A 13904-nucleotide genomic window follows, 5' to 3' on the forward strand; every position below is an offset into this window, starting at 1 on the left:
GACCATGGCCCAGTACCTGGGAAGGTACCTTGGAAAGCACCTGGTACGGTACCTGGCGCTGATCAGCGCCATGCTGATTGCCGGTTGCGTCGGCAAGCCCATTGATCAGTTGGCCGATCCACAGCGCCAGCACGCCTGTCGCTTCGAGACCGACCTTCACCAGCGCATGGAATGCCTGCATCACGGCGGCGGGCCCTGGCCGGATTGAGCCGCGTTGAACCTGGCCGAAGGCGCGCCATGGCGGGGCTGGCGATCAGATAGGTGAATTCTATTGGTCGCCTAGAAACAATCAATTTGAGCCTTCTGCCACTTCGGCCTACCTTATAAACTCGTTTCAAACACGCGAATCCAATCGACAGGAGATTGCTGGATGTCTTTGATCAATACCGAAATCAAACCGTTTAACGCCACTGCTTTCAAACAGGGCGAGTTCGTTGAAATCAGCGAAGCCAACGTCAAGGGCAAGTGGGCGGTCTTCTTCTTCTACCCGGCCGACTTCACCTTCGTCTGCCCGACCGAGCTGGGCGACGTTGCCGACAAGTACGACGAGCTGCAGAAGCTGGGCGTGGAAGTGTTCTCCGTCTCCACCGACACCCACTTCACCCACAAGGCGTGGCACGACACTTCCGAGACCATCGGCAAGATCAACTACTTCATGGTGGGCGACCAGACCGGCACCATCACCAACAACTTCGGTGTGATGCGTGAAGGTCAGGGCCTGGCCGACCGCGCCACCTTCCTGATCGATCCGGACGGCATCATCCAGGCGGTGGAAGTGACTGCCGAAGGCATCGGCCGTGACGCCGACGACCTGCTGCGCAAGGTCAAGGCCGCCCAGTACGTCCGCAACAATCCGGGCGAAGTGTGCCCGGCGAAGTGGAAAGAAGGCGAAGAGACTCTGGCGCCGTCCCTGGACCTGGTTGGCAAGATCTAAGCTGACCGGTCGCCGACCTGACGTTGTAATGAACCCCGGCTCGCCCGGGGTTTTTTTATGGCGATCAGAACGTTGGCGGGTGCGGACGATGAATAGAAATTCTCTATTGAACGTTTAATGGCAATCAATTTGAGCATATTTCAGCCGGGCCGTATCGTACGGGGTAATTCGATGACGATTCACCAAGCCCGCCGGCACCAACCCCGGCGGATTGCCAAAGGGGAACAGACACCATGTTGGATGCCAATCTGAAGGATCAACTCAAAGCCTACCTCGCCAACGTCACCCAGCCGGTGGAGCTGGTGGCGGCGCTGGACGACAGCGACAAGTCCCGTGAGCTGCATCAGCTGCTGCAGGAGATTGCCGGACTGTCGGACCAGGTCTCGCTGACCGACGAGGATGGCGCCGCCGACGTTCGTCGGCCATCCTTCGCCATCAACCGGGTGGGCACCGACATCGGGGTGCGGTTTGCCGGCATTCCCATGGGCCACGAGTTCACCTCGCTGGTGCTGGCTCTGTTGCAGGTGGGCGGCCACCCGTCCAAAGCCAGTCAGGAGGTGATTGAGCAGATTCAGGCGCTGGACGGCGAGTTTGAGTTCGAGACCTATTTCTCGCTGTCCTGCCAGAACTGCCCGGACGTGGTGCAGGCGCTGAACCTGATGAGCGTGCTGAACCCCAACATCAAGCACACCTCCATCGACGGGGCGCTGTTCCAGGACGAAGTGGCACAGCGGGAAGTGATGGCGGTACCCAGTGTCTACCTCAACGGTGAGCCCTGGGGCTCGGGTCGCATGACGCTGGAGGAAATTGTCGCCAAGGTCGACACCAACGCCGGTGCCCGTGAGGCCGAGAAGCTCAACCAGAAAGCGCCGTTTGAGGTGCTGGTGATCGGCGGTGGTCCGGCCGGGTCGGCCGCGGCCATCTACGCCGCCCGCAAGGGCATCGCCACGGGCATTGCCGCTGAGCGTTTTGGCGGCCAGGTCAGCGACACCATGGGCATCGAGAACCTGATTTCCGTGCCCTACACCGAAGGGCCGAAACTGGTAGCGGCGATGGAGCAGCACGTTGGCGACTACGATGTCGATGTGATGAACCTGCAGCGCGCCGAGAAGCTGGTGCCGGCCGCCCAGACCGGTGGCTACCACCAGGTCCGCCTGGCCAACGGTGCCACCCTTCAGGCCCGCAGTGTGGTGCTGTCCACCGGTGCCCGCTGGCGTCAGCTGGGTGTGCCGGGTGAAGCCGAGTACCGCAACAAGGGCGTGGCCTACTGCCCGCACTGCGACGGCCCGCTGTTCAAGGGCAAGCGGGTGGCAGTGATTGGCGGCGGCAACTCCGGCGTTGAGGCCGCCATTGATCTGGCCGGGATTGTCGGCCACGTGACCTTGATCGAATTTGGCGATCAGCTGCGGGCGGACGAGGTGTTGCAGCAGAAACTGCGCAGCCTGCCCAATGTCGACATTCTGGTGTCTGCCCAGACCACCGAGATCCTGGGCACCGATGGCAAGGTCAGTGGTCTGGCCTACACCGACCGCAGCAACGGCGAGAGCCATCAGCTGGCGCTGGAAGGGGTGTTTGTGCAGATCGGTCTGGTGCCCAACACCGAGTGGCTCAAAGGCGATATCGAGCTGAGCCAGCACGGCGAGATTGTGGTCAACGACCACGGTGAAACCTCCATCCCCGGTGTGTTTGCCGCCGGCGATGCCACCACCGTGCCCTACAAGCAGATTGTCATTTCCATGGGGGATGGCGCCAAGGCAGCGTTGAGCGCCTTTGACTTCCTGATCCGTCACAACAACCCGGATGCGGAGGACGGTGACCAGGCCGCCTGAAACCGCCCGCCAACGGACAATAAATGAGCGGCGAAGCCCGCTGAGAGAGCACAGGCACCGGAGTGATCCGGTGCCTGTTTTTGTTTGTGCCCCGGGGGTAAACCCTGCCGATTGGCGGTTCCGTTCCGGCCTTTTCCTGGCTTACCGGTAACTCTCTGAAAATAAAGGCCATAACTCCAGTTTCCTGGCGTTGTGCAGGCGCTCTGGTGACGACCGCTGATCACTAAGTGACCAGTTTGGCTTGTGTTCGCCCTGACATTTCGTTAATCTATGCCTTAATTGAACGTTCAATCAATAAAAAGAACGCCGTTCTTCCCAACCGATGCCATGGCCCGAGAGGCCGGTTTGATGTGGTGTTGGATCTATGCCCACGGGCGCTCTTGTTTGGCCGTTTTTTTATCAATTGATGCGGTGGCTGGCATGCCTGGCGATGGCGTGCGGCTGCAACTGGCCGGGCCCGACCATTGGGTGAACTTTCAACGGACCGAGGTGAATTGAAGATGACGCTACCCCGCTACCAGAGTTTTGTTGACGGCCGTGCGCTGGCCAATACCAGCGGCGAGACCTTTACCGTGGTCAATCCCGCCACCGGCGAGGCGATCTACGAGATGGAAGTGGCCGATGAGGGTGTGCGGGCCGCCGCCCTGGCCAGTGCCCAGCGCGGCTTTGCCCAGTGGTCGGCGACGCCGGCCATCGAACGCAGCCGCATTCTGCTGAAAGCGGTGGCGCTGCTGCGGGAGCGCAACGACGAGCTGGCGATGGTGGAAGTCCGGGACACCGGCAAGCCGCGCCAGGAAGCGGAAGCGGTGGACGTGGTCACCGGCGCCGATGCGATCGAATTCTTCGCCGGTCTGGCGCCGTCCATCGAAGGCAACCAGCAGGACCTGGGGGGCGACTTCTACTACACCCGCCGCGAGCCGCTGGGTGTGTGTGCCGGTATCGGCGCCTGGAACTACCCGCTGCAGATCGCCTGCTGGAAATCCGCACCGGCGCTGGCCTGTGGCAACAGCATGATCTTCAAGCCGTCTGAGGAGACCCCGCTGGGTGCCCTCAAACTGGCGGAAATCTTCATCGAGGCGGGCGTGCCCGCCGGCGTGTTCAACGTCATCCAGGGCGATGGCGCGGTTGGTGCCTGGCTCACCAACGAGCCGGCCATTGCCAAGGTCTCGTTCACCGGCGAAGTGGGCACCGGCAAGAAAGTGATGGCAGCCTCGGCGGCCTCCCTCAAGGATGTCACCATGGAACTTGGTGGCAAGTCACCGCTGATCGTGTTCGATGACGCCGATCTCGACGACGCCGTCTCCGCCGCCATGCTGGGCAATTTCTACACCCAGGGTGAGATCTGCACCAACGGCACCCGGGTGTTCGTTCACGACGCCATCTATCCGCAGTTCATGGAGCGCCTGCTGGCCCGTACCCGTGACAACATCCTGATGGGCGACCCCACCGATCCGGACACCAACTTCGGTGCCCTGATCTCCGCCGGTCACCGGGATCTGGTGATGGACTACATCGCCAAGGGCGTGGCTGAAGGCGCCACCCTGGCCCACGGTGGCCAGGCGGTGGCACCGGCCAACTGTCCGGGCGGCTACTTCGTCGAGCCCACCATCTTCACCGACTGCCGTGACGACATGACCATCTGCCGCGAAGAGATCTTCGGGCCGGTGATGTCGGTGCTGACCTTCAGTGACGAGGATGAGGTGATCCGTCGCGCCAACGACACCGAGACCGGTCTGGCGGCCGGGGTGTTTACCCGCGACATCCGCCGGGCCCACCGGGTGATTCATCAGATCCAGGCCGGCATCTGCTGGATCAACAGTTACGGTGCCTCTCCGGCGGAGATGCCGGTGGGTGGCTACAAGCTGTCCGGCATCGGCCGCGAGAACGGTCGCGTCACCCTTGACCATTACACCCAGATCAAGTCGGTGTACGTCGGCATGAGCAACCTCGAGAGCCCGTTCTAGGAGGTGGCCGATGACTGAACCGCGTTATGACTACATCATCGTTGGCGCCGGCTCCGCCGGCTGCGTGCTGGCCAACCGGCTGACCGAGGACGGCAATCACCGGGTCCTGTTGCTGGAAACCGGCGGCAGCGACAAGAGCATCTTCATCCAGATGCCCACCGCCCTGTCGATCCCGATGAACACCAAGAAGTACGCCTGGCAGTTCGAGACCGAACCGGAGCCGTACCTGGACAACCGTCGCATGCACTGTCCCCGTGGCAAGGTGCTGGGGGGCTCGTCCTCCATCAACGGCATGGTCTACGTCCGTGGCCACGCCCGGGATTTTGACGAGTGGCAGCAGCACGGCGCCGAGGGCTGGGACTACCAGCACTGCCTGCCGTACTTCCGCAAGGCGGAAACCTGGGCCTTCGGTGGTGACCGCTACCGTGGCGACCAGGGCCCGCTGGGGGTGAACAACGGCAACAACATGCGCAACCCGCTGTACAAGGCCTTTGTCGACGCCGGCGTTGACGCCGGTTACCTGGCCACCGACGACTACAACGGTGCCCAGCAGGAAGGCTTCGGGGCGATGCACATGACGGTCAAGAACGGCCGTCGCTGGTCCACCGCCAACGCCTACCTGCGTCCGGCGATGGCGCGGCCCAACCTCACCGTGGTGACCCATGCCCTGGTGCACCGGGTGCTGCTGGACGGCAAGCGCGCCGTCGGTGTGCGCTACGAGAAGGACGGCAAGCTGCACGACGAGCGGGTTGCCCGGGAGGTCATTCTCTCGGCCGGCTCCATCGGCTCGCCGCACCTGCTGCAACTGTCGGGCATCGGCAACCGGGCGCTGCTGGAGCAGGCCGGTGTCGAGGTCAACCATGAGCTGCCGGGGGTGGGCGAGAACCTGCAGGATCACCTGGAGTTCTACTTCCAGTTCCGCTGCAAGCAGCCGGTCTCGCTGAACCGCAAACTGGACTGGTGGAACAAGCTCAAGATCGGGGTGCGCTGGATTCTGCGCAAGGATGGCCTGGGGGCTACCAACCACTTTGAATCCTGCGGGTTCATCCGTTCCAAGGCCGGGGTCGAATGGCCGGACCTGCAGTACCACTTCCTGCCGGCGGCGATGCGTTACGACGGTCGCGAGGCCTTCGATGGCGACGGCTTCCAGCTGCACATTGGCCACAACAAGCCCAAGAGCCGGGGCATTGTCCACATCCAGTCGGACGACCCGCGCCAGCCGCCGCGCATCCGCTTCAACTACCTGCAGCATGAAGCGGACCGGGAAGGTTTCCGGGACTGTGTCCGGCTGACCCGGGAGATCATCAACCAGCCGGCGATGGACGCCTACCGCGGCGCGGAGATCCAGCCCGGCGAACAGATTCAGAGCGACGAGGACATTGACGCCTTCGTGCGTCAGGCGGTGGAGAGCGCCTACCACCCGTCCTGTTCCTGTCGCATGGGCCGCGATGACCTGGCGGTGGTGGACCCGGAGACCCGGGTTCATGGCCTGCAGGGCCTGAGGGTGGTGGATTCATCGATATTCCCGACCATCCCCAACGGCAACCTCAACGCGCCGACCATTATGGTCGCCGAACGGGCGGCCGACCTGATCCGGGGCAGGACGCCCCTGCAACCGACTGACGCCGAGGTCATCATGGATGATCAATGGGCCCAGCGTCAGCGCACGGGCCAGGCCAAACGAACCCCGGCCTGAGTCCGGTCAGGGGCTGCGGCCCCTGCCATGCAAACCATCAGGTTTTAGCGATCGCCGCCTTGCTCCGGCAAGCGGCTCCCTTCGCCTACGCAAGCGATCGCTAAGACCTGGCCCGTTGGCAAGCGGGGGTTTGTGTCCGATTCGAACTAGTAAGGAACCCGGCAATGACGCCACCGGCCATCCGGCTGTGGACGTGCCTGAGCGGTTCCCCAATAATGTAGAGGAGGAACACCCATGCTATTGCGCAAAATGATCGACTGCTTTTACCGGAGGCGCGCATGACACTCTGGTTATCTGCAGGCCTGCTATTCACCTTCGCGGCCATTGCCGTGGTCCTGTTCAAGTGGTGGGACCTCAAGTGCATTGGCGTTACCCCGGTTCACACCTTCACCTTCATTGCGATTCTGTTCACCTCCGGCCTCGATGTCGGGCTGATCATGTTCCCGCTGACCGAGTTCGGCGGCTACGCCGATCTGGCGGCAAGCCCCGAGTACGGCTTTGCCAATCCCCTGGCCATTGAGTTTGGTTTCTGGGCGTTTCTGATCTGGGGATTCTACTTCCTCACCTGCTTCTATTTCTGTGTCATCGAGCCGCGGGTGAAGTTCTTCGATATTCCACTGGTGAAAGTGATCAACAACGTGGTGATCATCGGCACCTGTGCCTTTACCGCCTTCCTGCTGCTGGTGAACCTGCCGTGGTACCTGCCGCAGATCGGTGACGGCGAATCGGTGGTACCCACCTTCTACCTGATTGTGATGCTGGCGATCGCGGCGGCGGTCTACTCCAGCAGCAACATCCGCTACGTCCGCCTGCTGAGCCTGGGGTCCAGTTGGCTGTTCATCGCCCTGATCGCGATGATGTGGGGCCAGGCGTTCCTCTCCGACAACGGCCAGGTCAGCGACTTTTTCGCCACCGCCGGCCTGATCGGTGACTATTTCACCAACCTGCACCAGTTCATGCTGCCGCTGAACGATTACCACGAGTTCTATCTCTACTGGTGGTTCTCCTGGAGCATCATGATTGGCCAGTTCACCGCCCGCTTCATCAGTGGCCTGCGCACCTGGCAGGTGTTCCTGGCGATGCTGGTGTTCCCGTCACTGGCGATCGGCATCTGGTTCAGCGTGCTGTACTACTTCCACGCCGAGAGCCTGGCCATCAGCAGCTTCGTCAACCTGGCGATGATCACTGTGGGCATCCTGATGGTGATCAACTCACTGGATTCGCTGGTGCGGCTGTACACCGACAACCTCGGCCTGACCACCCAGCGCATGGGCAAGCCTATGTACTTCGTGTTCAACTTCGTGGCCCTGGCGGTGCTGACACTGCTGTTCCAGTTCGACTTCCTGCAGATTCAGTGGGTGGGCGCGCTGGTGATTGCGATCTACTTCGGCTGCTTCGGCTACATCCTCCTGCAGAAGCGGGCAGAGGTGGCCTCGATCCAGAGTTCACCGAAGGAAAATACCCTCGATTTCAGCAAGATCGAGTACGTCAGCTAAGCTGATTACCCCGGCATTCCGCCTCTGGCGGGGGCCGGGGTTCCCTCCTCATCCCAGGTCGGTGGCTGATCGCCCCACAACTGCACCTGGAACCCCAGGTCATCGGCCTGGTCCTGAATCTCCGCCAATGACAGCCGTGCCACGCACGGGCCCGCGCCGCTGGGCCAGTGGCCCCGTTGCAGCCAGCGTCGGGCCAGCAGCAGTGCCGGCAGGATGGCCAGGTCGACGTTGTCTCCGGTTGCCATGGTCAGTTGCCAGCACAGGGTCTGGCGCCGGTTACGCCGGTCGGTGCCGGTCATGACCACCTGCAGGGCGGCGGGGTCGGCGCCTGGCTGGGTGGTGAGCGACGGCGCCGGTGCGGGAATCGCCGGCAGTTTCTGGCACGGTGCCGCCAGCGAGCGCAGCCGGGCCATGGCCATCGCCGGCAGCCGACGCCAGTTGCGGGGCACCGCGACCTGCAGCTGTACCCGTTCACTGATCTCGCAGGCGCCGGGCAACAGCACCTGATCGGCGGCATCGGCGGCGATGGTCCAGTGATGCCCCACCGCGCCCCCGAAGTCCCAGCGGCAGGGCAGGCGGGTGGCCAGCGGGTAACGGATTCCCACCTGACGGCCAGGGGCCAGCGCCAGGTCCACCGACGCCAGGGTGGCAAAATCGTCACGATAGTGGCTTACCACCGCCGAGGTCAGACCGGGCGCGGCGGTGGCACCGCTGATCAGCAACACGCCGGCCTGCTGCGCCGATTGGTTGAGCTGGGCCAGGTTACAGACATGGCGCCGCTCGGTGGCAGTGTCCAGATAATGGGCGCCTACCCGCAGGCAGGCCTCGGCCACCCGCAGGCGGCCACTGCGGAAGGGGCCATCGGCGTCGATGACCAGATCCGGTGCCAGCGCCTGCAGGCGGCTGCTGAAATCGCTTTGCTCCGGTGCCAGCAGGGAGGTGCTGAGCTGGGCCCGCGCCTGCGGGCTGAGCCGGCTGGCCAGGGCCGTGGTGGCGGCCTGACTGGCACCGGCGACCACCAGGTCCAGACCGGCCTGTTGGCTGAGATGGTGACAGAGGCGGGTGCCAAGCGGGCCATACCCGCCTACAACGACTACTCGCTTCATCCTGATTCCCCGAGTCCTTGGGTCGATACGGAGGCGGATTATAGCGGATGGGCGGTGGTCGGCGGCAGGTTGCCAGAAGCGTCACATCGTCCGAATGTGACGACGTTATCGCCCGCCGGGTCGACTCAGTGGCCGAACACCGGCAGGTAGACGTGCTGGTAGCCGATGGTGACGGCGACGTACAGCAGCAGGCTGGCCATCAGCCGGTTGAACCAGACCAAGTAGCGGGGGTTGGCGATGCGGCGGCCGACGGCGTCGCCCAGCAGGGCGTACACGCTGGGTGCGCCGAACGCCAGCACCGTGAGCGCGGCCACCCAGGGCAGGATGGCCAGCCCCTCCAGTCCGGCAGCGGGAAACTGAATGGTGGCAATGGGCAGGGTGGCGACTAGGCCCTTGGGGTTGAGCAATTGCATCACCAGCCCGGAGCGGAAATCCAGAGTGACGCCGTTACCGGCGTCGGGCTCATTCAGCGACGGTTTGGCCCTGACTAGCGCCTGCGCCAGATACAGGATGTAGAGGCAGCCGAGGGCACCGACCACCGACAGCAGCGGCCCCTGCACCAGCTGGCTGCCGAGCAGACCAAACACCAGCAGAAGCAGCAGCATGGCGCAGGCCACCCCGGTGAAGAACCCCAGGGACTGCCGCAATCGGCCCTGCAGGCCGGAATTGAGGCTGAGCAGGTTGACGGGGCCAGGGGTGTACATCACCCCGAACGCGTAGGCGAAGGTCTCGATCATCGGATATCTTCCTGGTGTTGCGGGCGGACTGTTCCGGGTGGAGTGTTGCAAGGCCGGGTTCAGGCGCAGACGCTGGCCTGGTACTGGCGCGGGGTCATGCCGTAGATGCGTTTGAAACGCCGGTTCAGGTGGCTGAGGTCGGCGAAGCCGTAACGGAACGCCACCTCGTTGGCGGCCTGTCCCGCCTCCAGATCATTGCGGGCGGCGTTGATGCGGCAGTTGAGTACGTACTGGTGCGGGGTGATGCCAAACTGGCGCCGGAACAGACGCAGGAAGTGGTACTTCGACAGGTGCACCGCGTCGCTGATGTCCTCCAGTGCCAGGTCGTCGTCCAGATGGGCATGGATGTAGTCCCGTGCCCGCAGCAGCAGGGTGTCGACCCGGGGGCTCACCGCGTTGGCCTGGTAACGGCCCAGGCGCTGGGCCACCCGGGCAGCCAGCTGGTACAGCGCGTGTTCCTGATCCAGCTGGCTGCCGCCGCCGGCGTTTACCAGCTCTGCCAGCTGCAGGATCACCTGACGCAGGGGCGCGTCTGCCAGCAGGGTTTCCCGTAGCCGCAGGCTGCCGTTGTGGGCCTGGCCGGCCGCTTCCGCCAGCAGCGGATCGAGACGGTCGGGGTGGATATAGACCATCACGTAGTTCAGCGGATCGGCGCCGCCGGACTCGCCATCGTGCACATCGCCGGCGTGAAAATGGATGATCTGGCCGGGCGTACTGCGGTGAAAATGACCGCCGCTGAAAAAGTCCTGACGACCGCTGAGAGTGACGCCGAAGGCATGTTCCTCGTGGGCGTGGCGATCATAGCGAAAGTCGCTCATGGCGGCCTGCAGTACCGTCAGCTCCGGTATGTGGCTACTCTTGTTGAACTGGAATTGGCTGCGCTGTTCCACGACGGTCTCCGCTGTGACGCCCCTCATCGTGCCGGGGGTCAGGTTCGGACACACTGTAGCCAGATTTGCCGTGGAACGCTTGGACAAAATTGCTCGTCTGCGCCGGAGGATACCGTGAGCCTGATGGACTGTGTCAGCCTGTTTGCCGTGCTAGTGGCGTTGGCGGCCCTGCCTTCCACCAGTGTGGTGCTGGTGGTGAGCCGGGCAGCCGAGGGCGGCCTGCGGGCCGGAGCCGCGGTGACGGCGGGCATTGTGCTGGGGGACCTGGTGTTCGTCGCTCTGGCCCTGGGGGGCATGGCGGTGCTGGCGCAGACCCTCGGGGGGCTGTTCCTTGTGGTGCGCTGGCTGGCGGGATTGTGGCTGATCTGGCTCGGTATCCAGCTGTGGCGCCGGCCGTCGGCGGACCCGGCGCCGGTATCGCCGCCATCACGGCGGGGGCTTGCCGGCGGTGTCCTGGCCGGTTTGGCGCTGACGCTGGCGGACCTCAAGGCGATTGTGTTCTACGCCAGCCTGCTGCCGCTGTTCGTCGACCTGGCCCAGCTGACCCCGCGTGACCTGGTGCTGGTGGTGGTGATCGACATCGTGGCGGTGGGTGGGGTCAAACTGATCTACGCCTCGGCGGCCCTTCGAATCGCCCGTCGTCTGGGGCCCAAACCCGGGCTGCGGCGGGTTGCCGCCGGTGCCATGGTCACTGCCGGCGGCTGGTTGCTGGTGCGGTCCTAGGGCCGCGGCGACGAATCAATCGGATGGGATACCCGTGTTAGAACCAGCGCTGAGGGTAGGGCTGGTGCGACACCCAGCGGTGGTAGCCGTAGCCGAAGGCAACGATGGTCACCGCGCCCAGGGCCACCGGTGTGAGCAGGAAGTGCCAGTCCTCCCCCGCTAGCATGATCAACAGCGGATTGGCGCCAGCCGGCGGGTGGGTGGTGTCGGTCAGCAGCATCACCGTGACCGCCAGGCCGACCGCCAGACCCAGCGACCAGGGCGTCAGCCCGAGCAGATCGGCCACCGCAAGGCCAATGGCGGCGGTGAGCACGTGGCCCAGCACGATGTTGCGGGGCTGCGCCAGCGGGCTGGCGGGCAGGCCGAACAGGATCACCATGGTGGCGCCAAACGGTGCCATCAGCCACAGCGCGCTGTCCAGATTGCTGAGGCTGCTGAGCAGGGTAATGCAGACCGCGGCGCCGAGGCCGGCGATCAGGGGCGTTTTGCTGGTGGTCAGTGACAGGTTCATAACGGGATACTCCGGGTGGTTTGGGGAGTGAGCGTGTTGGCTCACGCAAAGGTAGACCGGTCTGTCTACTTTCTAGGGTAGACAGGTCTGTCTCCCTGTGTCAATCTGGCCGTCACCGTTCAGAGCCGCCACTATGGAAACCGCAACATGGACAAGCGCCAACACCTGGTAACCACCGCCTTCGAGCTGTTCTATCGCGAAGGGGTTCACGCGGTGGGCATCAACCGCGTGCTGGAAGCCGCCGGGGTGGCGAAGAAAACCCTGTACCACCACTTCGACAGCAAGGAAGCGCTGGTGGCCGCGGTGGTTGAGTATCGCGATGGCTGCTACCGGGACTGGCTATTGGCACGGATGGCGCGCGCCGGCACGGGCCAGCGTGCGCTGGCCGGGCTGTTCGCGGCGCTGGACGACTGGTTCAACGATCGTGATCCGGCCATTCGGCCATTCCACGGCTGCTTTTTTATCAATGTCAGCGCCGAGTACGGCGATCCGGCTCATCCCATTCACCAGTTGTGCGCCGACCACAAACGCGCCATTGCCGCGCAGGTCACCGGGGTGATGGCGCAGATCACCGATGACCCGGAGCAGCAGCAGCGGCTGGCCCAGGCGGTGCTGTTGCTGAAGGAGGGTTGTATCGTCCAGGCTCACGTCTGCGGTGATCGCAGCGCCGCGGTGCGGGCGGGAGAGCTGCTGACGGCGCTGTTGCGGGAGGCCGGTCTGGCCGCTGAGCCGGCATAGGGGATTACCGAAGCGACACTACCGGTGTGAAGGGGCCAGGCGTAATTTTGGTAGCTTGCAAATCAAATCAAGTCAAATCAAATCAGAGCCAAGCCAAGGAGCACGCCATGTCCAATGACAGTCCGCAGCACACCGATACCCTGGGCAGCATCAACCGCCAGATCGTGGCGGACGGCGAAGACCTGCCGGCGGTCCAGTTGCGGGATGGCAGCCGGGTCCAGACCGGCACCGTGGCCGCCATGCTGCAGAACGTTGAGCGTTACAATCGCGGCGAGCGGGGGGAGGTGGAAACCGCCCTCTCGGTGGCCGTACCCACGTTGATCAAGGTGGGCCTGTTCGAACTGTTTTCACCGCAGGAATGGATGGCCGGGGACAACCCCGGACGCCGGTTTGTGGGTGAGCAGGCGCTGGCCTGGCTTGCGGAGCAGAACTGAGGATTACCATGATCAAGGCGCTTCGTTGCCTGCTGTTGATACCGCTGCTGTGGCTGGCGGGCTGTTCGCCCGCCGCCGAGGTACCGGCGCTGCGGCTGAGTGAGGATGAACTGGCCTGGGTCGGGGCCCAGATCTTCCGCAACGAATGCGCCAGCCGTCCCCGGTGCCTGGTGCACTGGAACGAAGGGGAGGCGTTTCCGTCGCTGGGGATCGGCCATTTCATCTGGTACCCGAGCGCGGTGGACGACCGCTTTGTGGAGAGTTTCCCGGAACTGGTTGCCTTCATGACCGAGCGCGGCGTGACGCTGCCCACCTGGCTGGCGGAGCTGTCGCCTCTGGACGCGCCCTGGCCGGATCGGGCCAGTTTCCTGGCCCAGGCTGACAGCCCCAGGGTGGTTGCCCTGCGGGACTTCCTGCAGCAGCATCAGGGGGTACAGGCGGAGTTCATTTTTGCCCGCGCCCAGACCGCGCTGACGCGGGTGCTGGCAGCGGCGCCGGAGTCCCAGCGTGACGAGATCGCGGAACAGCTGGCGGCTCTCAGCGCCACACCGGGCGGCGTCTATGCCTTGCTCGATTACGTCAATTTCAAGGGTGAGGGTCTGGCGGCCGGTGAGCGCTACCAGAGCCAGGGCTGGGGACTGTTACAGGTACTGCAGCAGATGACGGCCACTGAGGGGGCCACCGCCCTGGCACGTTTCCGCGATGCCGCCGCTGCGGTGTTGACCCGCCGTGCCGAGCTGGCACCCCGGGCGATTGAGCGGCAGCGCTGGTTGCCGGGCTGGCTGCGGCGGTTGCAAAGCTATCGGGAGCCGGCCATGCTCGGAGACGATAACGCCCAATCCTGAC

At 64.0% G+C, this 13904-nt stretch carries 14 protein-coding genes; 10 read left to right on the forward strand and 4 right to left on the reverse strand.

The features are described 5' to 3' along the window. The first annotated feature begins 4 nt into the window (after positions 1-4). The 6 genes from MLD24_RS15755 to MLD24_RS15780 all read left to right on the forward strand — a co-directional run bounded on the left by MLD24_RS15755 (position 5) and on the right by MLD24_RS15780 (position 7919). Positions 5-208 (forward strand): hypothetical protein, encoded by a 204-nt coding sequence (locus MLD24_RS15755; RefSeq protein ID WP_248167879.1) that lies wholly within the window; start codon positions 5-7, stop codon positions 206-208. A 162-nt stretch (positions 209-370) separates the two neighbouring features. After that, positions 371-934, forward strand: a complete 564-nt coding sequence (gene ahpC / locus MLD24_RS15760) for an alkyl hydroperoxide reductase subunit C (RefSeq protein WP_227173107.1) — start codon at positions 371-373, stop codon at positions 932-934. Positions 935-1167: 233 nt separating this feature from the next. Then, the gene (gene ahpF / locus MLD24_RS15765; protein ID WP_248167880.1) at positions 1168-2763 is read left to right on the forward strand and encodes an alkyl hydroperoxide reductase subunit F; all 1596 of its coding nucleotides are present in this window, start codon (positions 1168-1170) and stop codon (positions 2761-2763) included. A gap of 500 nt (positions 2764-3263) precedes the next feature. Next, a complete protein-coding gene (gene betB / locus MLD24_RS15770) occupies positions 3264-4727 on the forward strand; it encodes a betaine-aldehyde dehydrogenase (RefSeq protein ID WP_248167882.1) in 1464 nt (487 codons plus the stop codon). Between the two features lie 10 nt (positions 4728-4737). Then, complete coding sequence (gene betA, locus MLD24_RS15775) at positions 4738-6423, forward strand: choline dehydrogenase (protein ID WP_227173113.1); 1686 nt, start codon at positions 4738-4740, stop codon at positions 6421-6423. 278 nt (positions 6424-6701) lie between these two features. Beyond that, positions 6702-7919 (forward strand): BCCT family transporter, encoded by a 1218-nt coding sequence (locus MLD24_RS15780; protein WP_248167884.1) that lies wholly within the window; start codon positions 6702-6704, stop codon positions 7917-7919. A 5-nt stretch (positions 7920-7924) separates the two neighbouring features. On the opposite strand, the gene MLD24_RS15785 is transcribed toward MLD24_RS15780, so the two are convergent. The 3 genes from MLD24_RS15785 to MLD24_RS15795 form a co-directional block, all read right to left on the reverse strand. Beyond that, the gene (locus tag MLD24_RS15785) at positions 7925-9025 is read right to left on the reverse strand and encodes a saccharopine dehydrogenase NADP-binding domain-containing protein (RefSeq protein WP_248167886.1); all 1101 of its coding nucleotides are present in this window, start codon (positions 9023-9025) and stop codon (positions 7925-7927) included. 125 nt (positions 9026-9150) lie between these two features. Continuing rightward, positions 9151-9762, reverse strand: coding sequence for a LysE family translocator (locus MLD24_RS15790; protein ID WP_248167888.1), 612 nt, complete (start codon positions 9760-9762; stop codon positions 9151-9153). A gap of 59 nt (positions 9763-9821) precedes the next feature. Further along, positions 9822-10652 (reverse strand): AraC family transcriptional regulator, encoded by an 831-nt coding sequence (locus MLD24_RS15795; RefSeq protein ID WP_248167890.1) that lies wholly within the window; start codon positions 10650-10652, stop codon positions 9822-9824. Positions 10653-10775: 123 nt separating this feature from the next. Here MLD24_RS15795 and MLD24_RS15800 point away from each other — a divergent pair, with 123 nt between their 5' ends. Beyond that, a complete protein-coding gene (locus tag MLD24_RS15800) occupies positions 10776-11375 on the forward strand; it encodes a LysE family translocator (protein WP_248167972.1) in 600 nt (199 codons plus the stop codon). Positions 11376-11412: 37 nt separating this feature from the next. On the opposite strand, the gene MLD24_RS15805 is transcribed toward MLD24_RS15800, so the two are convergent. Further along, a complete protein-coding gene (locus MLD24_RS15805) occupies positions 11413-11886 on the reverse strand; it encodes an HPP family protein (RefSeq protein WP_248167893.1) in 474 nt (157 codons plus the stop codon). A 147-nt stretch (positions 11887-12033) separates the two neighbouring features. On the opposite strand from MLD24_RS15805, the gene MLD24_RS15810 reads away from it, so the two are divergent. The 3 genes from MLD24_RS15810 to MLD24_RS15820 all read left to right on the forward strand — a co-directional run bounded on the left by MLD24_RS15810 (position 12034) and on the right by MLD24_RS15820 (position 13903). Then, positions 12034-12624: a TetR/AcrR family transcriptional regulator gene (locus MLD24_RS15810; protein ID WP_248167896.1), complete on the forward strand. Its 591-nt coding sequence runs from the start codon at positions 12034-12036 to the stop codon at positions 12622-12624. Between the two features lie 107 nt (positions 12625-12731). Continuing rightward, the gene (locus MLD24_RS15815) at positions 12732-13058 is read left to right on the forward strand and encodes a DUF7709 family protein (protein WP_227173121.1); all 327 of its coding nucleotides are present in this window, start codon (positions 12732-12734) and stop codon (positions 13056-13058) included. An 8-nt stretch (positions 13059-13066) separates the two neighbouring features. Further along, positions 13067-13903 carry a hypothetical protein gene (locus MLD24_RS15820; protein ID WP_248167898.1) on the forward strand — a complete coding sequence of 279 codons (837 nt, stop codon included), beginning with the start codon at positions 13067-13069 and terminating at the stop codon, positions 13901-13903. Position 13904 lies beyond the last annotated feature (1 nt).

The organism is Marinobacter xestospongiae, from assembly GCF_023156385.1.
In the GTDB taxonomy this organism is placed as follows: domain Bacteria; phylum Pseudomonadota; class Gammaproteobacteria; order Pseudomonadales; family Oleiphilaceae; genus Marinobacter; species Marinobacter xestospongiae.